The organism is Pseudogemmobacter sonorensis (assembly GCF_042762395.1).
Classification (GTDB): domain Bacteria; phylum Pseudomonadota; class Alphaproteobacteria; order Rhodobacterales; family Rhodobacteraceae; genus Pseudogemmobacter; species Pseudogemmobacter sonorensis.
In genome coordinates this window covers 1-20,583 of sequence record NZ_JBEFZE010000013.1, presented here as the reverse complement: position 1 = coordinate 20,583, position 20,583 = coordinate 1, and the positions used below count along the sequence as shown (strand labels likewise).

Genomic DNA, 20,583 nt, shown 5'->3' with positions numbered 1-20,583 from the left:
ATGGGCGCGGCGTCGCGGCCCCTTTCCGGGCGAAAGACGCCCGGGTTCTCCACAGGCTTTCCAACAGGACTGTCCCGATTGCGCCCGGGCGCCGGGACAGGCTAAGGCAACCCCTTCAGGGGAGACAGGCATGAACGAAGTCGCGAAAATCCGCTCCGACCTTCCGGCGGCAGATGCCCCGGCCGAGGTCCTGCCCCACAATATCGAGGCCGAGCAGCAGCTTCTGGGCGCGATCCTGGTCAACAACGACATCTACGACCGCATCGCCAGCCTCGTGCGGGCCGAGCATTTCTTCGATCCGGTCCATGCCCGCATCTTCGAGATCGCGGCGGCGCGGATCCAGAAGAACACCCTCGCATCGCCCGTCACGCTCAAGGCCTTCATGGAGACGGACGAGGGGCTGCGCGAGCTTGGCGGCCCGGCCTATCTGGTGCGGCTGGCGGGGGCGGCGATCTCGTCCTTCGCGGCGCGGGACTATGCGCAGATGATCTACGACCTCGCGGTGCGGCGCGAATTGATCGGGCTCGGGCGCGACATCGCCGACCGGGCGCAGAAGGTCGACGTCCAGTCCGAGCCGCGCGAGCAGATCACCGAGGCCGAGCAGCGGCTTTACAAGCTGGGCGAACAGGGCGTGGCCGAGCGCGGCTTCCAGTCCTTCCTCAAGGCTGTCACCGATGCGGTGAATGTCGCCAATGCCGCCTATCAGCGCGGCGGCGGGCTGGCGGGGATCTCGACCGGGCTGGTCGATCTCGACAAGAAGCTGGGGGGGTTGCACGAGAGCGACCTATTGATCCTTGCCGGGCGGCCCTCGATGGGCAAGACCTCGCTTGCGACCAATATCGCCTTCAACGTGGCCAAGGCCTATCGGCGCGGGCGCAGGCCGGACGGGTCGGAGGGCGCGGTCGAGGGCGGGGTGGTCGGGTTCTTCAGCCTTGAAATGTCGGCCGAGCAACTGGCGGCGCGGATCCTGTCCGAGGCGTCGGAGGTGCCGTCCGAACAGATCCGGCGCGGCGACATGCATGAAAGCGAGTTCCGCCGCTTCGTCGAGGCGGCGAAGGATCTGGAAAGCTGCCCGCTTTACATCGACGACACCCCCGCCCTGCCGATCAGCCAGGTCGCGGCACGGGCGCGGCGGCTCAAGCGGACCCACGGGCTGGATGTCCTGATGATCGACTACCTGCAGCTTCTGAAGGGCTCGTCCAAGAGTTCCGAGGCGAACCGGGTGCAGGAGGTCTCCGAGATCACCCAGGGGCTGAAGGCGATCGCCAAGGAGCTGAACATCCCGGTGATCGCGCTGTCGCAGTTGTCGCGCCAGGTGGAAAGCCGCGAGGACAAGCGCCCGCAACTGTCGGACCTGCGGGAATCCGGCTCGATCGAGCAGGATGCCGACGTGGTGATGTTCGTGTTCCGCGAGGAATACTACAAGGAACGCGAAAAGCCCGCCGATCACGAATTGGAGAAGATGGCCGCCTGGCAGGAGGTCATGGAGAAATGCCATGGCGTGGCCGAGGTGATCATCGGCAAGCAGCGTCACGGGCCGATCGGCACGGTGGCGCTGTCCTTCGAGGGCCGGTTCACCCGGTTCGGCAATCTGGCCCGGCCCTGGCAGGGGGACGGCGACGGTCATTGAGGCCCGGGCTTGAAACGAGGCGGGAAAGGAGGGGGCGCGGCCCCCTCGGCGCGTGCCGCGCCTCACCCCCGGGATATTTCTGCAAAGAAGAATGGGGCGAAGGTTCAGGGGGCCGGCGGCGTTTGATCCGGCTGGTCTGCTGCGGGATGTTTTCGTTGGCGAGGCCCGGCGTCGGAATTGGGATCGCCGCCGGGAGATCCTCAGCACGACCTTGGGGAACGGGCCTTCTGGAAACCCTATCCAGCTTCATCTTGGCCCAAATATCCCCCGCGCGGAGCGCTTCCCCGGATGCGACAGCGAAGGCGCCGGGGCTGGGGAGGCGCCGCCGCGCGCGGCCCTTTCCCCTTGACCCCGGCGCGGCAAGCGCCAAGAAAGGCGCATCATGGCTACAGCAACCCTTTCCATCGACCTTGACGCCATCGCCGCCAACTGGCGCGCGCTGGACCGTCTCTCTGCCGCCAATGTCCAGACCGCCGCCGTGGTCAAGGCCGATGCCTATGGGCTTGGCGCGGGCCGGGTGGCGCGCACGCTGGCCCAGGCCGGGGCGCGGCGCTTCTTCGTCGCCGTCGCCGAAGAGGGTGCGGCGGTGCGTCAGGCGCTTGGACCGGGGCCGCAGATCAACATCCTCTCGGGCCATATGGCCGGGGACACCGAGATGATCCACGATCTGGAACTGACGCCCATGCTCAACAGCCTTGAGCAGATCACCCGCCACCTCGAGGCGCTGCCGGGCCATGATTTCGGCGTCCAGCTCGACACCGGCATGAACCGGCTGGGGGTGGAGCCGCTGGAGTGGCAGGCCGTCGCGCCCATCCTGATCGAGGCCGGGCCCGCCATGTTGATGAGCCATCTGGCCTGCGCGGACGAGCCCGACCATGCCATGAACCAGATCCAGCTCGACAATTTCCACGAGATGACCGACGGCACCGGCCTGCCGCGCAGTTTCGCCGCCACCGGCGGCATCCTTCTGGGGCCGAAATACCATTTCGACCTGACCCGCCCCGGGATCGGCCTTTACGGCGGGCGCCCCCATGACATGGCCGAGCGGGTCGTCACCCTCTCGCTGCCGGTGATCCAGAGCCGCGAGGTCGCCCCGGGCGAGTCGGTCGGCTATTCCTGCGGATGGGAGGCCGAGGCCCCCGCCGTGGTCGCCACCGTGGCTGCGGGCTATGCCGACGGGCTGTCGCGGGCGATTTCCAACAATGCGGTGCTGTGGGACGGCAATATCCCCTGTCCGCTGATCGGCCGGGTCTCGATGGACCTGATCACCGTCGACGTGACCCATCTGGCCGAGGTGCCGAAGACGCTCGACATTCTGGGGCCGCACCAGACGGTGGACGACCTGGGCGATGCCGCGGGCACCATCGGATACGAGATCCTCACCTCGCTGGGCCGCCGCTACACCCGCCGCTACCAGGAGCGGCGCGGATGAGTGGCTCGGCCGCAGCCGGGCGCAGGGCCCTGCGCCTGCCCGGCGCCATCGGCCGCTCGGTCCTCGGCTTTCTGGCAAGCGTCGGGCGGGTGACGCTTTTCGCGCTCCGGGCCCTTGGGCACATGTTGCGCCCGCCGTTCTATTGGCGCGAATTCGGCCAGGCGGTGATGCAGATCGGCTGGTTCTCGCTGCCCGTCGTCGGGCTGACCGCCGTCTTCACCGGCGGCGCGCTGGCGCTTCAGATCTATGCCGGCGGCAACCGTTTCGGGGCCGAGGCCATCGTGCCGCAGATCGTGGCGCTTGGCATGTCGCGCGAGCTGGGGCCGGTTCTGGGCGGGCTGATGGTGGCGGCGCGGGTGGCCTCGTCCATCGCGGCAGAGATCGGCACGATGAAGGTCACCGAGCAGATCGACGCGCTGACCACGCTTTCGACCGATCCGATGAAATATCTGACCGTGCCGCGCCTGTTGGCCGCCACGCTGACCGTGCCGGTTCTGGTCGGTGTCGGGGATTCCATCGGCATCATGGGCGGCTGGCTGGTCGGCGTGACCCAGCTTGGCTTCAACTCGGCGACCTATCTGGGCAATACCGTCGATTTTCTGGAACCCTGGGACATCGGCTCGGGGCTGGTGAAGGGCGCGGCCTTCGGCTTCATCGTCGCGCTGATGGGCTGCTACCACGGCATGAACTCGGGGCGCGGCGCCCAGGGCGTGGGGGCGGCGACCAAATCCGCCGTGGTCTCTTCCAGCGTGCTGATCTTCGCCGCCAACTATCTGCTGACCGGGATGTTCTTTTCCGCATGATCAGGCTGGAATCCGTCCACAAGGCCTTCGGGGCCAACAAGGTGCTGAACGGCGTGGATCTTGAGATCGCGCGCGGCGAAAGCCTTGTCGTCATCGGCGGCTCGGGCACCGGGAAATCGGTGCTGCTGAAATGCATCCTCGGGCTGGTGGCGCCCGACAGCGGGCGCATCCTGCTGGATGGCCGCGATGCGGCGCAAGAGGATCGCGCGGCGTTCCTCGCGCACTTCGGCATGCTGTTCCAGGGCGCGGCGCTGTTCGACAGCATGCGGGTGTGGGAAAACGTCGCCTTCCGCCTGCTGCGCGGCCCGATGCGCCGCCCCAAGGCCGAGGCGCGCGAGATCGCGGTCCAGAAGCTGCGTCGCGTGGGACTTGGCCCCGAGGTGGCAGACCGCTTCCCGGCCGAGCTTTCGGGCGGCATGCAAAAGCGCGTGGGCCTTGCCCGCGCCATCGCCGCCGACCCGCAGGTGATCTTCTTCGACGAGCCGACGACCGGCCTCGACCCGATCATGTCGGGGGTGATCAACGACCTGATCCGCGAGATCGTGCAGGAGATGGGCGCGACCGCCATGACGATCACCCATGACATGTCCTCGGTCCGCGCCATCGCCGACCGGGTGGCGATGCTGCATGGTGGCAAGCTGCGCTGGATCGGCAGCGTGGCCGAGATGGACCGCACCGACGACTCCTATGTCGCCCAGTTCATCCATGGCCGGGCCGAGGGGCCGATCCCCTCGCTGCGCTAGCCTGCGGCGGCGCTTGCCCTCTCCACCGCCTTGCGCGTATGAGGCGCCAGAGATGGCAGGGCGCGGAGACGGCAGATGAACATCCTTATCCTCGGTGGCGGCGGGCGCGAACATGCCCTGGCCTGGGCCGTGAAACAGAACCCCAAGACCGACCGGCTGATCGTCGCCCCCGGCAATGCCGGGATCGCGGCCATCGCCGAATGCGCCAGCCTCGACATCTTCGACGCAGGCGCCGTCACCGCCTTTTGCGAGGAGAATGCCGTCGATTTCGTCATCGTCGGGCCCGAGGCGCCGCTGGCCGCCGGGATCGCCGATGCCACGCGCGCGGCCGGGATCCTGACCTTCGGCCCCTCGGCCGAAGCGGCGCGGCTTGAGGCCTCGAAGACCTTCACCAAGGAGATCTGCGACGCCTGCGGCGCGCCGACCGCCGCCTGGGCCCGCTTCACCGAGGCCGAACCCGCCCGCGACTACATCCGCCGCATGGGCGCGCCCATCGTCGTCAAGGCCGATGGCCTGGCAGCCGGGAAGGGCGTGATCGTCGCCATGACCGAGACCGAGGCCCTGGCCGCCATCGACGACATGTTCGGCGGCGAATTCGGCACCGCCGGGGCCGAGGTGGTGATCGAGGAATTCATGGCGGGCGAAGAGGCCAGCTTCTTCGTGCTGTCGGACGGGGCGCATGCCCTTCCCATCGGCACCGCCCAGGACCACAAAAGGGTGGGCGACGGCGATACCGGGCCGAACACCGGCGGCATGGGCGCCTATTCGCCCGCGCCGGTGCTGACCGATGCGCTTCAGGCCCGGGCCATGCAAGAGATCATCCTGCCGACCATCGCCGAGATGGCCCGGCGCGGCACGCCCTATAGCGGCGTGCTCTATGCCGGGCTGATGATCGAGGACGGGCGGGCGCGGCTGGTCGAATACAACTGCCGCTTCGGCGACCCCGAGGCCCAGGTGCTGATGATGCGGCTGGGGGCGCAGGCGCTCGACCTGCTGCTGGCCTGCGCCGACGGGCGGCTGGACCGCGCGCGGGTCAACTGGGCCGATGATCACGCCTTGACCGTGGTCATGGCGGCCCGGGGCTATCCCGGCGCCTATGACAAGGGCAGCGAGATCCGCGGGCTTGAGGCCCTGCCCGCCGACAGCCGCCATTGCACCTTCCACGCCGGGACCGGGGCGCAAGAGGGCCGGATCGTCGCGACCGGCGGGCGGGTGCTGAACGTGACCGCGCGCGGCGCCTCGCTACGCGAGGCCCGCGATGCCGCCTATGCCATGGTCGATGCGATCGACTGGCCCGAGGGGTTCTGCCGCAAGGACATCGGCTGGCGCGCGCTGTGATCCGGGCGCGCGGGTAACGGCCCCGGACCTGCCCAGAGACACGGAAAGGGCGCCCGGCAGGCCGAAGCCCGCCACAGGCGACCGAAGAGGTCTTGGCGCAGCTTCGCGCCGAAACGCGGGAAACCCGCAGGTTTCGGGCCGGATCGCACCAATCGCGGCCAGAATTTCCACTGCAATGCGGGCTGGAAACACTTTCTTGGCAATCCGTCGGCAGGATGAGGCCATTGATGGGTCAACCTTTCTGGCAGGCCGAAGGTGGACTGGCTGCCATTGCCAGCGGCATCGGCCATTGCCAGCGGCCATTGACGGATCGACATTTCCGACAGGCCGAAGGCGCCACATTCGGCGCGTGTGACGGATGCGGCTCTTGACGATCCGACATCGCTGGCAGGCCAGAGGGCGCGCGCAGCCGATATTCGGGCAACCATCGGGCCCTCGATGGGATCAAGTCGGAAGCCCCCCGGAAAGAATTGCAGCCCATGTTCAGGCCCCGACAGGCCGACCACTCCTGACCGGCCGGAGGCTCATATCGGGGGTTCCCGTCCCCTCCCGCCCCTTCACGGGCCGATCTCCCTGACCGACCACAGGAGACAGGCGCATCGACCGCCCACCCGACATGCCGGGGCCGACACCCGCCCGCGCCTTCCCGCCACAGGAAATTCCCGCGCCTCTCCCGCCCGCGCCTGTTTGCCCCTGTCATGATCGCATGTTACCGGGCGCAGGCGGCCGGACGGGGATCTGCGCAGATTCGGCCGCGCCCCTTTCAGGGGGCGAGGCGGCCGTCGAAGAAAGCGCGAGCGTGGAGGGGGCGGACCGGGTGTATCACCTTGAGGAAGAAACCGAAAACGACTGGTGGGAGGTCGAGGCGCTTTACGACCTGTGCTTCGCGCCCGGGCGGACGGCGCTTTCCTCCTACCGGCTGCGCGAGGGGGTGGCGACGGTCGCGCCCCTCTGCCTTGTGCTGCGCGACGCCGACGGCATCCTCGCCGGGGCGATCCGCTACTGGCCGGTGCGGGTGGCGGGGCGGCCCGTCCTGCTGCTGGGCCCGGTGGCGGTCCACCCGACCCGGCAGGGCGAGGGGCTGGGCGGCTTTCTGATCAACGAAAGCATGACCGAGGCGCGCCGCCTCGGCTGGGAGCGCGTGCTGCTAGTCGGCGACGCGCCCTATTACCGCCGCTTCGGGTTCCGCAAGCTCGATCACGTCGAGATGCCGCCCCCCACCAACCCCGAGCGCGTGCTGGGATTCGAGCTGAAATCCGGCGCCTGGGCCGGGGTTGCGGGCAAGGTCACCCGCGCCGACCAGAGCGGGACCCGAGCCCGGGACGGGTCAGGTCGACCAGCCCCGGGGTGAAATGCCTTGAGCCTGGATCGCGGCGCAACCCCATCGGGGCAATCCGGCACGAAACCCGCGGATCTCAGGGCGCTTCCAGATCGTTTTCCGGCTTTCTCGGAGCGACTCGGTCAGCCGCCCCGCCGAAGCGGAAACCCAGATCGAAGCGCCAGGCCGGAAGGCGCGAGGCCCCGCCCCGCATGGATGGCTCCCTTCGTGGGTTCAGTTGACAGCACCCAATGTGGCACATTGCGATGCAGGGAGCGGGAGCCATCCACCCCATCAATGGCGGGCAGGTCTTCGACTTGCGATCGCTGTATTGCGGCTCTGACGACGTGCGTGGTCGTGGCGCTGCCATGACAAACCTGTCCCATAGGGCATCCTTCCATTCCAAGGAAAGGATCAAACCATCAAACCGCGGGATCAAACAGCTAGGGCCAACCTGTGCGCTTGGTCAAGGAGGGGCGCGATGCGTGACCAGCACGACGAGTGTCAGCGCCCAGATCGTTTGGCCGCAATCGTGTGCTTCGCCATCCATGGCAGCAGCACAGACAGCGCACCGATCACAGCCCCAACCGCCATGCCGCTTATGCCGAAAGCCGTGCCCATGAGTGCTAAGCCCATATTTCCAACGAACACACCGACGATGATTGCACCCATTGATGCTGCCGCAAAGCAGAGCTGCATGACCAATGGAAGCCTTCTGAATGCGCGCCAGCACCAGCGCAGCGCATTGCGAAATGGGCGATTATTGTTCGCGGAGGTGGTCATGCGGCCTCGGTATCGGGGAGTCTATCAAGCGTGATCATGGCCGACCGACGAGGGGATAGTCTAGAACTTTCGCCCCTTGGCGGGGACCAGCGCGGGGACCGTCCTGCAAGATATGAGCTAGGCCGTGTTAACACTATCCTGCAGACGGCGGGCGCCGGGGCGCGGCTCCCTGCCCGCCCCCCCGGCCCCCGGCGATCTTTCGCCCCCTGTCCCGACGCCCCTGCGCACCAACAAGCCAAGCCCGATCCCCGACCGGCCCCGGAAAGCATCTTTCGCCGCCGATCTTGTGCGGCCCCTCGCCGTCCCCATATCGAAAACGATGCCCACCGACGCCCCCCCACCGACGCCCCACACCGACCCCCGAGGCCCGCGAATGCCCCCTGCGCCCCGAACCGCAATCGACATCCCTCTCCCCGAGGCCGAGATCGCCGCGCTGGCGCGGCGGTGGAAGCGGGTGAACGGGCCGGTGATCTCGACCCTGAACCGCTTCGGCGGCAAGCTGGAGGCGCAGATCGCGGTCCTGCCCGACGCCCTGCGCCGACGGATCGAAAGCGCCACCGAACAGGCCCTGTCGGCGGCCTATGGCGCCGCGCGCCGGGGGGCCCGGCATCTGCCCGCGCAGGATCGCAAGGGCACGCTTGCGGCGGCGATGGCGGCGGGGGCGGCGGGCGGCGCGGGCGGGATCGCGACGGCGCTGGCCGAACTGCCCTTCACCGTCACGATCCTGCTGCATGCCATCCGGCGCGAGGCCGAGGCCGCGGGTTTCGACCCCGACGATCCCTGGATCCGCGCCGAATGCCTGCGTTGCTTCAGCGCGGGCAGCCCGGCGGCGGCGGATGACGGCATCGACACCAGCTTCTTCTCGGCCCGGCTGACCCTGACCGGCCCGGCGGTGCAGCGGCTGATCGCGACCGTGGCGCCCCGGCTTTCGGCCGCACTTGGCCAGAAGCTGGCCGCCCAGGCGGTGCCGGTGCTGGGCGCGGCCTCGGGCGCGGCGTTGAATGCGGCCTTCCTGCGCTACTACCGCGAGACGGCGGCGATCCGCTTCGCGCTCCTGCGCCTGGCGCAGGAGCATGGCGCGGCCCCGGTGCTCGAAGCCTTCGCCCGCCAGACCGACCGGCCCCGCCTGCGCACCTGAGGCCGCCCGCCCCTCAGCGCAGCAGCGCCAGCAGTTCGGGCGAGGCCTCTCCGCTCACCGCAAGGCCCCGGCTGGCCTGGAACGCCTCGATCGCGGCCTTGCTCTTCGGGCCCAGCACGCCATCGGCGCCGCCGGTGTCGAAACCCCGGGCGGTCAGGCGGCGCTGCAATTCCTGCCGCCCGGCCTTGTCGAGCCCGGTGGCATCCGGCCCGAAGGAGGCGCGCAGGCCGCCCTCGCCCCGGATCCGGTCCGACAGATGCCCCACGCCGATCGCATAGCTTTCGGCATTGTTGTAGCGCAGGATGACGTTGAAATTCTGCGTCAGCAGGAAGGCCGGGGTGCCAGCCGCACCGGGCCGGATGATCGATCCGGCCTGAAGCCCGCCGCCCCCCGCCGCCCGCACGCCCAGCCCGCCCCATTCCGCGGCCGAACGCCCGCGCCCACGCCCCAGCAGCCCGGCGTCGAACCCCTGCGGCAGGCTCACCTCCATCCCCCAGGGCAGGCCGCGCTGCCAGCCCGCCCGGCGGATATAGTTCGCGGTCGAGGCAAGGGCGTCGGCGGGGTCCTCGCTCCAGATGTCGCGCCGCCCGTCGCCGGTGAAATCCACCGCATATTCCAGATACGAGGTCGGGATGAACTGGGTGTGGCCCATCGCGCCCGCCCAGCTTCCGACCATGCGCCCGGGCGTCACATCGCCCGCCTGAAGGATGCGCAGCGCGGCGTCGAGCTGGCTTTCGAAAAAGGCGCCACGCCGCCCGTCATAGGCCAGCGTGGACAGCGCCGAGATCACCGGGATATTGCCGCGCCGCGTGCCGTAGAAGCTTTCCAGCCCCCAGAAGGCGGTGACGACATGGCCCTCGACGCCGTAGCGGTCCTCGATCTGCGCCAGCAGCGCGCGGCGGGCGCCATATTCCTGCCGCCCGAGCCGGATCCGCTCATCCGAGGCGGCGATGCCGAGGTAATCCTCCAGCGAGCGGCGGAATTCGGCCTGGTTGCGGTCGCGCTCGATCACGTCGGGCAGATAGCCCGCGTCGCGAAACGCCATGGTCAGGGTCGAGGCCTGGATCCCCCGCCCGCCCGCCCGCGTCCGATAGGCGGCGACCCAGTTGTCCCAGCCCGCATTGGCCACCGGACGGGGCGCAGCCGCCTCGCCCGAGGCGCCGATGGCGCCGCCCGCCCGCCCGCCGCCCACGCAGCCCGAAACCAGCGCCGCCGCCGCCGTCAATCCGAAAGCCCGTCTGGAGATCATCTCGCCCGCCCATTGTTCCTGCCTCGCGGACAATCTAGCCCAAGCCCCCGGCAAGGCAAAGCACCCGCGGCCCCTCCGGCGCGCGCTGTTTCGGCCGCACACGGAAATGTGCCCCGGCGGGCAAGGCATCCCGGGATCGGTCTTGCGATGGCGGCCAGGCCACCCGCCGGAAGCCCGCCCCCAACAAGCCAAAGAGGAAACGGACGCCCCCTCGCCATCCTCCCAGCCCAATGTCAGCTTTACCGCCGGACCATTCTCGCCCCGCCGGGCTCCGATCCAGGCAGCATAGGCCAGACTCAAGGCCCGAATCCCCGGCTGGAAACTTCCCCGCCAGACCTGCTGCACAGGATCAAACGCCGGTGCCGCCCTCCCGATCCGCGCTCTCCCCCTCCGTGCCAGCCTCCTCCGTGCCACGCAACTTCCAGGCGATCTGGCGCAACATCCCGTGCAGGGTCTGCACCTCGGCCCGGGTCAGCCCCAGCCGCCCCCACATGTTGCGCAGATTGAGCCGCATCCCCTCGGCCTTGCCCGCCGGAAAGAAGAAACCGGCGCGCTCCAGCCGGTCCTCGAAATGATCGCCCAGCCGCTCCACCTCCTCGCGGCTGGCGAAATCGGTCCGCGCCAGCCCCATGACAGATTGCGGCACCTCCGCCCCCTGCCGCCCCCATTCATAGGCCAGCAGCAGCACGCATTGCGCCAGGTTGAGCGAGAAGAACTCCGGGTTGACCGGCACGGTGACGATGGCATTGGCATGGACCAGATCGGCATTCTCCAGCCCGGCCCGCTCGGGCCCGAAAAGAATGCCGATGCGCTTGCCCGCCCCGGCCATGGCCCGCGCCATCGCCATGGCGCGCTCGGGGGTGACGACCTCCTTCACCATCTCGCGCGGGCGCGCGGTGGTGGCGAAGACGAAATCGCAATCCGCAACCGCCCGCGCCAGATCGGAAAACACCCCGGCATGGTCCAGCACCCGCCCCGCCCCCGAGGCCATGGCATTGGCCTTCGGATTGGGCCAGCCGTCGCGCGGATCGACAATCCGCATCCGGTCGAGGCCGAAATTCAGCATCGCCCGCGCCGCGCCGCCGATGTTCTCGCCCATCTGCGGACGGACAAGAATGAAGACGGGCGGAAGACAGGCGGGCGGGATCATCGCAAGGGCTCGGGCTGTTCGAGGGGTCCGGGCCTGATACGCCGCCCGCCCGCCCCCGGCAAGCACCGACGCGACACTCCCCTCCCGCGTTCCTCCCCCCCTTTCTTCTTTGCAAAAATATCCCGGGGGTGAGGCCCGGCACGGGCCGAGGGGGCAGCGCCCCCTCCTGCACCCCCCTCCCTTCCCCACCACCGCACACCCTGTCCCTCGCCCCAAAAGCCTGTTAAAGGCCCCCAATCCCCCCGCCCGGAGAACGCCATGGCCGCTGAAGACCGCCCGCAGATCAACCTCGTCACCCCCCCCGCGCCCGCGCCCGAGACCTTCCCGGATCTGCTCGCGCGCGTGCTGGACGCGGTGCCGGTCGCCTGTCTGCGGCTGTCCCTGGCCACGAAGGATGTCGACACGCTGGGGCGCGCGGCAGATCTGTGCCGCGAGATCGCCCATGCCCGCGACGTGGCGCTGGTGATCGACGACCACCTGCTGCTGGCCGGGCGGCACGGGCTCGACGGCGTGCATCTGACCGATGGCGCGCGCTCGGTGCGCAAGGCCCGCAAGGAGCTCGGCCCCGACGCCATCGTCGGCGCCCATTGCGGCATCACCCGCCACGAGGGGCTTGCGGCGGGCGAGGCGGGCGCCGATTACATCGCCTTCGGCCCGGTGGGCGCGACCGGCCTGGGCGACGGCAGCCTGGCCGAGCGTGAACTCTTCGAATGGTGGTCCGAGATGATCGAGATCCCGGTCGTCGCCGAAGGCGGGCTCAGCGCGGAACTGGTCGAACGCTTCGGCCCGGTCAGCGATTTCTTCGCCATCGGCGAAGAGATCTGGGGCGCCGCCGATCCGGTCGCCGCGCTCAAGGCGCTGATCGCCCCCCTCGGCTAGACGCGCGCTTGCGGCCGGGCGCGGCCCCCCGATCCGCGCCCTTCACATGACCGCGTTCACATGGGCGGTGCGCACCACCTGCTCGCAGTAATGCGCCAGCGCCTTGCGGCTTTCGAAGGCGTCGACCGGCACCGGCGGATGGCAGATCACCTCGACCCGGCCATGGCGCGGCGCCGCCAGCATCCGCAGAAGATGCGAAAAGAAGGTCATGTTCGCCCACCAGCCGTAAAAGCGCGGATCCTCGCCCGCGGGGGCGTGATAGACCACCGTCACCGGCTGAAGGTGCAGCACCCGGTCCAGCCCATGGGTGAAGAAGGCCTGGAACAGCGTCGACTTGAACGGCAGGACCCGTATCGAATCGGTCGAGGTGCCCTCGGGAAAGAAGCAAAGCCGGTGACCGGCCCGCAGCCGGTCCTCGAACACGCCTTGCTGGCGCTTCGCCTCGACCCCCTTGCGAGCGATGAAGACCGTGCCGGTCGCCCGCGCCAGAAGCCCGATCCCGGGCCAGCGCGCCACCTCGGATTTCGAGACGAAATAGACCTCCTGCCCGGCATTCAGGGCCAGGATGTCCAGCCAGGACGAATGGTTTGCGACCAGCGCGCCCTTTTCCACCATTGGCCGCCCCCGCAGCGCATAGCCAAGGCCGATCACCGCCAGCGCCGCCCGGCAGGTCAGGCGGGTGATCTTCGGGCTCCAGGGCCGGTCGCGGCGAAACAGCGGCCATTCGACCAGCCGCACCGCCAGCAGGCACAGGAAGGCGCCATAGACCAGCACGACCAGCGCCAGCCCGCGCAGACCCGCGCGCAGCCAGCCGAGAAGCCCGGGGCGGAAAGGTTCGGGGCGCGAAGCGGTCCAGTCGGTCAAGCAGGTGCCTTCTTGCGGGTGTAGAAATCGCGGTGGCGCGCGCTCATCCTGCCGGTGTCCATCACCAGGCAGACATCGGTGGTGTTGAAGGGCCGGTCGATGAAGGCGCCATCCCCCACCGTGCCGCCAAGGCGCAGATAGGCCTTGATCAGCGCGGGCATCGCCGCCATGGCCGCCGCGCGGTCCAGCCGGTCGGGCGCGATCAGATCCATCTCGGCCCGCCCGGGCGGACGGGCGCGGACGCGCACCGCCTCGGGCGAGAGGTGGTGGTGATGCAGCCAGGAAAGCGGCATCGCCAGCGCCGCCGTATCGGTGCCGTGGAACGAGGCCGGGCCGAACATCACCTCGATCCCGCGCTCCAGCACATAATCGGCCAGCCCGTTCCACAGCAGAAACATCGCAGCCCCGCCGCGATGGTCCGGGTGGACGCAGGTGCGCCCCAGTTCCAGCAGCTTGCGCCCGGTGGCGCGCAGGGGGGCGAGGTCGTATTCGTCCTCGGAATAGAAACGGTCCTGCGGCCCCACCCGGTCCGAGGGCAGCAGGCGATAGGCGCCGACGACATGGTCGCCGCTCTCGGCCGGGATTCGGTTGTCGACCAGCACCAGATGATCGAAGAGCGGGTCGAACGAGTCGCGCTCGATCCTGAGGTCATGATCGACCAGGGGGCCGGTCGCGCCGAGTTCCTCGACGAAGACGCGGTAGCGCAGGCGCTGCGCGCCGAAAAGGTCGCCGGGCGTGGTGGCGAGGCGCAGGCTGTAGGCGGGTTCTTCGGAAAGCATGGCTCGGGTCGCTCTGGTCTGGTGGTTCCGGATCAATGCGGCAGGAGGGCAGCGCCCCCTCCCATAGTCGCAGCCGGGACGGTTTGCAACGAAAGCCGACGTGATGCCCCCCGGATCTGGCCCTCCGCATCCGGCCCCCCCGTATCCGGCCCGGCATCATCCTGCCGGAACCGTCCCGGGAACCGTCATCGTCACCACCGGCCACAGCGACAGCACCAGAAGCACCGCCATGCTCCAGTTGAACAGCCGACGCCGCGGCGGATCGTCCAGCCAGCGCCGCAGCCCCTGCCCCATCAGCGCCCAGACCAGAACCGAGGGCAGGTTCACAAGCGAAAACACCGTCGCCACAAGAAGATAGGCCCGCGGCGAGGGTTCGGTCACATAGGCCCCCACCGCGCCAAGCGCCATGGCCCAGCCCTTGGGGTTCACCCATTGGAAGGCGGCGGCCTGAAGGAAGGTCAGGGGCCGCGCGCCGGTGCTCGTCCCCTCCCCAGGCCCCGCACCTTCCCCAGGCCCTGCCTTGCCCGCAGGCGCGGCGGCGCCCGCGATCTTCCAGGCCAGCCACAGCATATAGGCCACCGAAACCAGCTTCAGCACCGTCAGCGCGGGCGGCCAGGCCCGGAACAGCCCCGCGACCCCCAGCCCGACCAGAAACACCATCAGCCCATGGCCGATCGAAATCCCCAGCATATGCGGCAGCGTGCGGCGGGCGCCGAAATTCACCCCCGAGGCCAGCAGCATCATGTTGTTCGGCCCCGGCGTGATCGAGGTCACGAAGGCAAAGCCCCAGAGGGCGAGGAACAGGTCGGGACTCATGGCGGCCTCCACATCGGAAAGGACGCAACTATCCTGCGACATCTGCGCGAAAGGATTGCGATTTTCGCCAAATCATGGCAATTGTCACAACAAATGACCGATATCGACGCCACAAACCACCGGATATTGCGAGAGCTGGCCAGGGATGGCCGACTGACCAATCTCGCTCTGGCCGAGAAGGTGGGGCTTTCGCCCTCGGCCTGCCTGCGCCGGGTGCAGGAGATGGAGCGGTCCGGCCTGATCCGCGGCTATCGCGCGGTTCTCGATCCCGCCCGGCTGGGAATCGGCTTCACCGCCTATGTCACCGTCGGGCTGAACAGCCATACCAAAGCCGCGCAAGAGGCGTTCGAGCGCGCCATGGCCCATGCGCCGCAGGTCCGCGAATGCCACAACATCACCGGCAACGTGGAATATCTGCTGCGGGTCGAGACAGCGGATCTGGCGAGCTACAAGCATTGGCACACCGATATCCTGGGCGTGCTGCCGCAGGTGCATACCGTGGTGACCCATGTGGTCATGGGCAGCCCGAAGGACGAGCGGGCCTGACCCCCCGGTCCCCCCCGTCTAGTCCAGCGGCGGGGCGGGATACATGCCGGGGGGCAGCGGCACCAGCCGGGCATAGCGGATGGTCATCCGCCCCTGTTTCGGCGCCTGCCAGTCCATCGCGAGGCTGACGAGACGGCAGCCATGGCCCTTCTTCTCTTCCTCGCGGCACAGCATCGCCGCCGTGCGCGCCAGCGATCTCGCGGTGACGTCCGGCGGCGCCCAGGGCTGCGAGCCGCCCACGGCCTCGACCTCGGCCACGAAGGTTTCGATCTCGACGACATGGGCGTCCAGCGCCGGCAGCGGTCGCCCGGCGACCTCTTCGGTGAATTCGGCCCGGAAACGGAAGGCGGCGCTGCCATCGGCGGCATCCAGGCTTTCGGCCAGGGCCTCCGCCCCGGTCAGGCGGCAGCCCGAGGCGGGCCCCTCCAGCAGCGGGCCGCACAGATCCAGCGCCAGCACCGGCGCGCGGATCGCGGCGAAAGCGTCCAGATAGGCCGCGCCCGGCAACGCCTCGCCCGCCGAAAGCATCCGCGCCAGCGGCTGGCGTGTGGTGATCGAGACCGTCCGGGGCGTCACGAAACGGTCCTGGTCCAGCACCGCCGCGACCAGATCGCGCGGTGCCAGCCCGCCCCCGGGCGAGATCAGCCAGTCCTGCGCCGGGGCGGTGCCAAGATCGGGGTCCGAAGCGGGGGGCGGGCCGAAGACCATACCGGCCAGCGGGCCGGTCGGATGGGCGCCCTGCGCCGCCTCGGCCGGGGCGGGGCCACGCGTCTCCTGCCAGTAATGCCAGCCCGCCGCCCCTAGGGCGAAGGTGATCAGCGCAAGGCCGAGAACCAGCACGATACGGAGCCCGAGCATCTCAGAACCCCCTCTGGTAGTTCAGATTTTCCAGATCGCCCCAGGCGAAGGCCCGCGTCACCGCCTCGACCCGGGCGGCGAAGCCGCGCCCCTCGGCCGCGAGTTCGGGCGTCTCAAGATACTGGCCCGAGGTCAACCGCGCGGGCGCGCCCGCGACCGGCCGCCAGACCGCGCGGCCCTCGGGCGTGGCGGGAACCGGGCCCGCCACCGCCACGGCCAGGTCGCGCCAGCTTCCCGCAAGGCTCTCGGCCGCTGCGATGCCGAACCAGCGGCGGAACGCGCCCTCCCAGACGGCGGCATCGGCCAGGAATCCGGCCTCGGTCTGGGCGATCCGCTCGGCATCCAGCCGGTTGGCCACGATGGCGGCATAATAGGCATGGCCGGGGTTCAGCGGATAGAAGGGCTTCACGCCGCAGGCCTCAAGCCCGGCCCTGAGCATCACCTCGACCGGCACTTCGGCGGGCAGGTTCGCCACCCCCATCTGCGCGCCGCCCAGCAGGATGACCCGCTCCACCCGGGCGCCGGGGGCGAGATGGACGTTCACCAGCCATGAATCGTGGTAGAAGGCGTCGATCACCAGATAGACCGGGCGGGCGGTCTCGGTCACGGCGACGTCGAAGGCCTGATAGGCGGCACCCGAGGCCGAGGGCCGGTTGAACGCCTTGCCGCGCTCGCGGTAAGCCTTGGCATATTGCGCCACCGCCCGCGCCAGCGCCGCATCGTCATAGGTCGAGATCGCCAGATCGCGGTTGCGCGCGCTGCGGATGCCCAGATGCGCGACATGCGCGCCCTCCGAGGGCGGGGTGAAATCGCAGCCCGCGACCGGGGTCAGCAGTTCGATCGCCCCCGGCGCCTGCCCCCGCACCGACGAGGAATGGCCCGCCAGAACCTGGGTGACGAAGGCGGCGCCGCCGCCCTCCAGCGCCGCGATGGGGCCGCGCACCAGCCAGCCCTCGTTGGTGTCGCGCAGGAATTCCATCGGGTCGCGGCCCTCGCCGCCGCCCGGCACATAGCCGCGGTCGGCCATCATCTGCGCATCGCCCATGGTCTCGATATAGACCAGCACCGATTCGGGCAGGATCGCCGAAAACGCCCGGGGGCCAAGCGCCACCAGACCGAACATGAACAGCGTGACGATCCCGACGATCACCATGCTGACCGGACCACGCACCATGGCGAAAGACCCTCCGAGAGCATTCTTCCCGAAGGGTCTGACGCCGGATTGCGGCCAAATCGGGCCGGAAGCGCGATGCTTTTGCGAAAGCCTTACGGAACGAGCTGCCAGACGATGGTGACCGAGGCGTCGAAGCCGACCTCGCCGCCCTCGACCGGCACGGCCATGGCGCTGTCCTGGGCCTTGAACACCGGGACCGGGCCGCCATGGCCGCCGCCGCCCTCGGTGATCGAGACGATGGGGCCAAGCGCGACACCGGCGGCCTGGGCGAAAAGCTCGGCCTTGGCGCGGGCATCGGCCACGGCCAGCTTGCGCGCCTCGTCCAGCGCGGGGGCGGGATCGACCAGGCCGAAGTTGACGCCGCCCAGGGTGTTGGCGCCGTCCGCGACGGCCGCGTCGAGCACCGACCCCAGCCCGTCCAGCGCGGTAATGCGCACCGTCACCATGTTCGAGGCGGTATAGCCCGAGATGCTCGGCCCCGAGGAAGAGCTGTCATAGCCCGTCCAGTTGGGCGAGACCGAAAGGCCCGAGGTCTGGATCTCGGCATCCGCCACCCCGGCCGCGCGCAGCCGGGCGATCACCCCCGCCATGGCGGCGGAATTGTCCGAAAGCGCCTCGGCGGCGCTGCGCGCCTGGGTGGTCACGCCGATCGAGACCGTGGCCATGTCGGGCGCGCGGGCCACGCTCGCCTGGCCGGTGACCGAGATCACCGCCGGGGCCGCGGCCGGGGCCGAAACCGCGTCGGGCGCGGCCTGGGCGCGCGCCGGGGCCGCGAGCGGCGCCGAAAGCGCGATGGCCGCCGCGACCAGCGCCGCGAAGGACAGCCCCTTGCGGGCGGAGGGCCTGGAGACCCGGGTCGGAATGGCGGGGGTCGGGATGGAGGGGGTCGGGATGGAGGGGGACATGGACTTCACTCCTTGAAGATGCGGACAGGGCGGCACCCTGCCCCTTCGAAAACGCTTTGCACAGGGTCGGGATCCCGACCGCCGGAAGATGCCCGGCGCGGCGGTTTCCTCTTTCTGCCGTCATTATGACGCCGATGGACAAACAATCCTTGGCCCGTTCACGGGTGTTTTTCTTTTCTTCGGCAAAAAGCCGCTATAGGAAAGGCTTGACCCTTCCAGGCGCGTTTCCGCGCCACAGTTTCCTATGCTAGATCCGTGGTATGAAACCGAACTTCGCCCTGAACTTCACCGACACCAGCGTCGCGCTTCTGCACCGGACGGCGAAAGGCTGGCTCAAGGTCGGCGAAACGCCGTTCGACGCGCCCGATTTCGACGGCGCACTGGATTACCTGCGCAAGACCGCGCTGGAGCTTGAGCCGGGCGGCTTCGCCACCAAGCTGGTGATCCCGAACGAACAGGTGCTTTACACCACGCTTGAGGTGCCCACCGGCCCCGAAGCGGCACGGCGCGCGGCGCTGGCCGTGGCGCTTGAGGGGGCAACCCCCTATTCCGCCAATGAAATCGCCTTCGACTGGCATGGCGACGGCATCGCGGTTTCGGTCGCCGCCGTCGCGCGCGAGACGCTGGACGAGGCCGAGGGATTCGCGACCGCGCATCGTTTCAACCCGATCGGCTTCGTCGCCATCCCGCCCGCGGGCGAAGAAGGCTTCGCCGCCGAGCCCTGGTTCGGCACCACGAGCGCCGGGGCGGCGCTTGAGGCCGAGGGCACCGGGATCGAGCGCGACGCCAAGCCGATCTCGATCCTTGGCGAGGGCGGCAGGGGCACGAAGCCGCGCGGCAACCGCAAGGCAAAGGCCCCCGCGCCCGCTGCGGCTTCCTCCCAGCGCGCGCCCGCCCCGGCCGATCCGTCGCATCCGGCCGCCCCATCGGCCGCAGCCCCCCCGCCGGGGCCGGAAGAAGCGACCGTCGGCCCTGATGCCTTGCAGGACGCGCACGCGGATGCCGCGCCTGGCGAGGCGAGAGATTCCGCCGTTTCGCAGTCCCCCGAAGCCGCGCCCGCCGATACGGTTGCAGTCTCAGTCGCTGTCGCCCCGCCGCCGGAAGATACGGCGGCTGATGATGCGGAACCCGAAGGCATCGCGGCCGATGGCATGGCGTCCGGCGCGGCCGCCCCGCCCGCGCCTGATGCCCCGCCTGCGGCCGAGGCGGAACCCGACCCGGCGCCCGCTCCCCGGACCGATCCCCCGGCCACTGTCTCCGCTCCGGTTCCGCCCCCTCGGCAAAGCGAATTGCGCTTCGCCGAACCCGATCCGCTTGGCCCGCGAGCAAGCGGCACCGACAAGGGCGCCTCGGACCGGACAGCGCAGGTCGTCCCGCCCTCCGCGCCGCATGGATCCGGCCCCGCCCTTGCGGTTTCCGGGATCGAGGCGGTCCGGGTGCCGGTCGAAGCACGAGTCGGCGCCGACCGCGCGCCGATCCTCTCCGCCGACGCCGGGACCTCCAGCGGGTCTCCGGGTGGGTCTCCCGGGGCGGCGCCATCGCCCACCCCGACCTTCTCCGCACCCCGCCCGGACGCGGCGGCGGAATTCGTGCCGCCCGGCCCGCTTCCGGCAACCGGCCCGCTTCCGGCGGCCGAGCCGCCGGCCCCCGCCCAAGCGCGCCCCATGGACATCCCGCACGCACGCGAGGCCGCCGTCCGCGCGCCCGAAACGATGGCCGCAGCCCCGTCCGACCGGCCCGGAACCGCGCCCTGGCACGGCACCGCCGCCGAGGATGAGGTCGAAGAGGCCCCCTTCGCCCATATCCCCGATGACCTTCCCGGCGACACCCCGCTCTCTGCCCCGATCCGCGAGATTTCCGGGCGGCCGCTGCCGCCGGTCCTTGCCGCCGACGACGATGACCTCCCGCCCGAACCCTCCAGCGCGGTGCTCGCCGCGCTCGCCACCGCCCGGCGGGAGGCCGGTCAGCGCGAGACGGTTCGGCACGACGCCCCCTCGCGCCCGCAGGCAACCCGCCCGCTGGCCGCCGAGGCACCGCCCGGCAATAGCGGCGATGGCGCGGCCCCCCTCGGATCCCCCGGTTTCCGGGTCGGCTCCCCCGGGCCCGATCCCCTCGCCGCCGCCCCGGTGGTCGCGGCGCCCGCGACCGGCAGGACGCCGGTCCTGCCCAGCCTCACGC

The 20,583-nt window shown here is 69.9% G+C and carries 18 protein-coding genes and 1 pseudogene; 10 read left to right on the top strand and 9 right to left on the bottom strand.

Translation table 11 applies throughout. The annotated features are described in order from the left end of the window. Positions 1 to 130: 130 nt before the first annotated feature. From ABNX41_RS11340 to ABNX41_RS11315, 6 genes are all read left to right on the top strand, one after another. Positions 131 to 1,630: a replicative DNA helicase gene (locus ABNX41_RS11340; protein ID WP_438669843.1), complete on the top strand. Its 1,500-nt coding sequence runs from the start codon at positions 131 to 133 to the stop codon at positions 1,628 to 1,630. A 382-nt stretch (positions 1,631 to 2,012) separates the two neighbouring features. Then, positions 2,013 to 3,062, top strand: coding sequence for an alanine racemase (alr, locus tag ABNX41_RS11335; RefSeq protein WP_438669842.1), 1,050 nt, complete (start codon positions 2,013 to 2,015; stop codon positions 3,060 to 3,062). Beyond that, complete coding sequence (locus tag ABNX41_RS11330) at positions 3,059 to 3,865, top strand: MlaE family ABC transporter permease (protein WP_438669841.1); 807 nt, start codon at positions 3,059 to 3,061, stop codon at positions 3,863 to 3,865. The genes alr and ABNX41_RS11330 overlap by 4 nt, the downstream gene beginning before the upstream one ends. Next, positions 3,862 to 4,608, top strand: coding sequence for an ABC transporter ATP-binding protein (locus tag ABNX41_RS11325; protein WP_438669840.1), 747 nt, complete (start codon positions 3,862 to 3,864; stop codon positions 4,606 to 4,608). The genes ABNX41_RS11330 and ABNX41_RS11325 overlap by 4 nt, the downstream gene beginning before the upstream one ends. 75 nt (positions 4,609 to 4,683) lie before the next feature. Beyond that, positions 4,684 to 5,946, top strand: a complete 1,263-nt coding sequence (purD, locus tag ABNX41_RS11320) for a phosphoribosylamine--glycine ligase (RefSeq protein ID WP_438669839.1) — start codon at positions 4,684 to 4,686, stop codon at positions 5,944 to 5,946. Positions 5,947 to 6,763: 817 nt separating this feature from the next. Then, positions 6,764 to 7,297, top strand: a complete 534-nt coding sequence (locus ABNX41_RS11315) for a GNAT family N-acetyltransferase (protein WP_438669838.1) — start codon at positions 6,764 to 6,766, stop codon at positions 7,295 to 7,297. 471 nt (positions 7,298 to 7,768) lie between these two features. On the opposite strand, the gene ABNX41_RS11310 is transcribed toward ABNX41_RS11315, so the two are convergent. Continuing rightward, positions 7,769 to 8,047 carry a hypothetical protein gene (locus ABNX41_RS11310; RefSeq protein WP_438669837.1) on the bottom strand — a complete coding sequence of 93 codons (279 nt, stop codon included), beginning with the start codon at positions 8,045 to 8,047 and terminating at the stop codon, positions 7,769 to 7,771. 373 nt (positions 8,048 to 8,420) lie between these two features. On the opposite strand from ABNX41_RS11310, the gene ABNX41_RS11305 reads away from it, so the two are divergent. Then, complete coding sequence (locus ABNX41_RS11305) at positions 8,421 to 9,185, top strand: EcsC family protein (RefSeq protein WP_438669836.1); 765 nt, start codon at positions 8,421 to 8,423, stop codon at positions 9,183 to 9,185. Positions 9,186 to 9,198: 13 nt separating this feature from the next. Here ABNX41_RS11305 and ABNX41_RS11300 read toward each other — a convergent pair whose 3' ends face one another. Beyond that, the gene (locus tag ABNX41_RS11300; RefSeq protein ID WP_438669835.1) at positions 9,199 to 10,434 is read right to left on the bottom strand and encodes a lytic murein transglycosylase; all 1,236 of its coding nucleotides are present in this window, start codon (positions 10,432 to 10,434) and stop codon (positions 9,199 to 9,201) included. A gap of 349 nt (positions 10,435 to 10,783) precedes the next feature. Then, positions 10,784 to 11,584, bottom strand: coding sequence for an RNA methyltransferase (locus ABNX41_RS11295; protein WP_438669834.1), 801 nt, complete (start codon positions 11,582 to 11,584; stop codon positions 10,784 to 10,786). Between the two features lie 258 nt (positions 11,585 to 11,842). Between ABNX41_RS11295 and ABNX41_RS11290 the strand changes: the two genes are divergently transcribed. Next, positions 11,843 to 12,463, top strand: a complete 621-nt coding sequence (locus tag ABNX41_RS11290) for a thiamine phosphate synthase (protein WP_438669833.1) — start codon at positions 11,843 to 11,845, stop codon at positions 12,461 to 12,463. Positions 12,464 to 12,505: 42 nt separating this feature from the next. On the opposite strand, the gene olsA is transcribed toward ABNX41_RS11290, so the two are convergent. From olsA to ABNX41_RS11275, 3 genes are all read right to left on the bottom strand, one after another. Beyond that, positions 12,506 to 13,327 (bottom strand): lyso-ornithine lipid O-acyltransferase, encoded by an 822-nt coding sequence (gene olsA, locus ABNX41_RS11285; protein WP_438669832.1) that lies wholly within the window; start codon positions 13,325 to 13,327, stop codon positions 12,506 to 12,508. Beyond that, a complete protein-coding gene (gene olsB / locus ABNX41_RS11280) occupies positions 13,324 to 14,106 on the bottom strand; it encodes an L-ornithine N(alpha)-acyltransferase (protein ID WP_438669831.1) in 783 nt (260 codons plus the stop codon). The genes olsA and olsB overlap by 4 nt, the downstream gene beginning before the upstream one ends. A gap of 156 nt (positions 14,107 to 14,262) precedes the next feature. Beyond that, the gene (locus tag ABNX41_RS11275; protein WP_438669830.1) at positions 14,263 to 14,922 is read right to left on the bottom strand and encodes a LysE family translocator; all 660 of its coding nucleotides are present in this window, start codon (positions 14,920 to 14,922) and stop codon (positions 14,263 to 14,265) included. Between the two features lie 93 nt (positions 14,923 to 15,015). Here ABNX41_RS11275 and ABNX41_RS11270 point away from each other — a divergent pair, with 93 nt between their 5' ends. Further along, positions 15,016 to 15,468: an Lrp/AsnC family transcriptional regulator gene (locus ABNX41_RS11270; RefSeq protein WP_438669829.1), complete on the top strand. Its 453-nt coding sequence runs from the start codon at positions 15,016 to 15,018 to the stop codon at positions 15,466 to 15,468. An 18-nt stretch (positions 15,469 to 15,486) separates the two neighbouring features. On the opposite strand, the gene ABNX41_RS11265 is transcribed toward ABNX41_RS11270, so the two are convergent. From ABNX41_RS11265 to ABNX41_RS11255, 3 genes are all read right to left on the bottom strand, one after another. Further along, the gene (locus tag ABNX41_RS11265) at positions 15,487 to 16,326 is read right to left on the bottom strand and encodes a hypothetical protein (protein ID WP_438669828.1); all 840 of its coding nucleotides are present in this window, start codon (positions 16,324 to 16,326) and stop codon (positions 15,487 to 15,489) included. A 1-nt stretch (position 16,327) separates the two neighbouring features. Then, positions 16,328 to 17,500, bottom strand: a complete 1,173-nt coding sequence (locus ABNX41_RS11260; RefSeq protein ID WP_438669827.1) for a hypothetical protein — start codon at positions 17,498 to 17,500, stop codon at positions 16,328 to 16,330. Positions 17,501 to 17,592: 92 nt separating this feature from the next. Then, positions 17,593 to 18,405 carry an SIMPL domain-containing protein gene (locus tag ABNX41_RS11255; RefSeq protein WP_438669826.1) on the bottom strand — a complete coding sequence of 271 codons (813 nt, stop codon included), beginning with the start codon at positions 18,403 to 18,405 and terminating at the stop codon, positions 17,593 to 17,595. 260 nt (positions 18,406 to 18,665) lie between these two features. Between ABNX41_RS11255 and ABNX41_RS11250 the strand changes: the two are divergent. Continuing rightward, positions 18,666 to 20,583, top strand: a pseudogene (locus tag ABNX41_RS11250) (hypothetical protein); the annotation flags it as partial.

What these genes read in the sequence shown, in the direction of transcription:
- ABNX41_RS11340 (WP_438669843.1), top strand. Translation starts at nt 131, where the DNA reads ATGAACGAAGTCGCGAAAATCCGCTCCGACCTTCCGGCGGCAGATGCC.
- alr (WP_438669842.1), top strand. Translation starts at nt 2,013, where the DNA reads ATGGCTACAGCAACCCTTTCCATCGACCTTGACGCCATCGCCGCCAAC.
- ABNX41_RS11330 (WP_438669841.1), top strand. Translation starts at nt 3,059, where the DNA reads ATGAGTGGCTCGGCCGCAGCCGGGCGCAGGGCCCTGCGCCTGCCCGGC.
- ABNX41_RS11325 (WP_438669840.1), top strand. Translation starts at nt 3,862, where the DNA reads ATGATCAGGCTGGAATCCGTCCACAAGGCCTTCGGGGCCAACAAGGTG.
- purD (WP_438669839.1), top strand. Translation starts at nt 4,684, where the DNA reads ATGAACATCCTTATCCTCGGTGGCGGCGGGCGCGAACATGCCCTGGCC.
- ABNX41_RS11310 (WP_438669837.1), bottom strand. Translation starts at nt 8,047, where the DNA reads ATGACCACCTCCGCGAACAATAATCGCCCATTTCGCAATGCGCTGCGC.
- ABNX41_RS11305 (WP_438669836.1), top strand. Translation starts at nt 8,421, where the DNA reads ATGCCCCCTGCGCCCCGAACCGCAATCGACATCCCTCTCCCCGAGGCC.
- ABNX41_RS11300 (WP_438669835.1), bottom strand. Translation starts at nt 10,434, where the DNA reads ATGATCTCCAGACGGGCTTTCGGATTGACGGCGGCGGCGGCGCTGGTT.
- ABNX41_RS11295 (WP_438669834.1), bottom strand. Translation starts at nt 11,584, where the DNA reads ATGATCCCGCCCGCCTGTCTTCCGCCCGTCTTCATTCTTGTCCGTCCG.
- ABNX41_RS11290 (WP_438669833.1), top strand. Translation starts at nt 11,843, where the DNA reads ATGGCCGCTGAAGACCGCCCGCAGATCAACCTCGTCACCCCCCCCGCG.
- olsB (WP_438669831.1), bottom strand. Translation starts at nt 14,106, where the DNA reads ATGCTTTCCGAAGAACCCGCCTACAGCCTGCGCCTCGCCACCACGCCC.
- ABNX41_RS11275 (WP_438669830.1), bottom strand. Translation starts at nt 14,922, where the DNA reads ATGAGTCCCGACCTGTTCCTCGCCCTCTGGGGCTTTGCCTTCGTGACC.
- ABNX41_RS11270 (WP_438669829.1), top strand. Translation starts at nt 15,016, where the DNA reads ATGACCGATATCGACGCCACAAACCACCGGATATTGCGAGAGCTGGCC.
- ABNX41_RS11265 (WP_438669828.1), bottom strand. Translation starts at nt 16,326, where the DNA reads ATGCTCGGGCTCCGTATCGTGCTGGTTCTCGGCCTTGCGCTGATCACC.
- ABNX41_RS11260 (WP_438669827.1), bottom strand. Translation starts at nt 17,500, where the DNA reads ATGGTGCGTGGTCCGGTCAGCATGGTGATCGTCGGGATCGTCACGCTG.
- ABNX41_RS11255 (WP_438669826.1), bottom strand. Translation starts at nt 18,405, where the DNA reads ATGTCCCCCTCCATCCCGACCCCCTCCATCCCGACCCCCGCCATTCCG.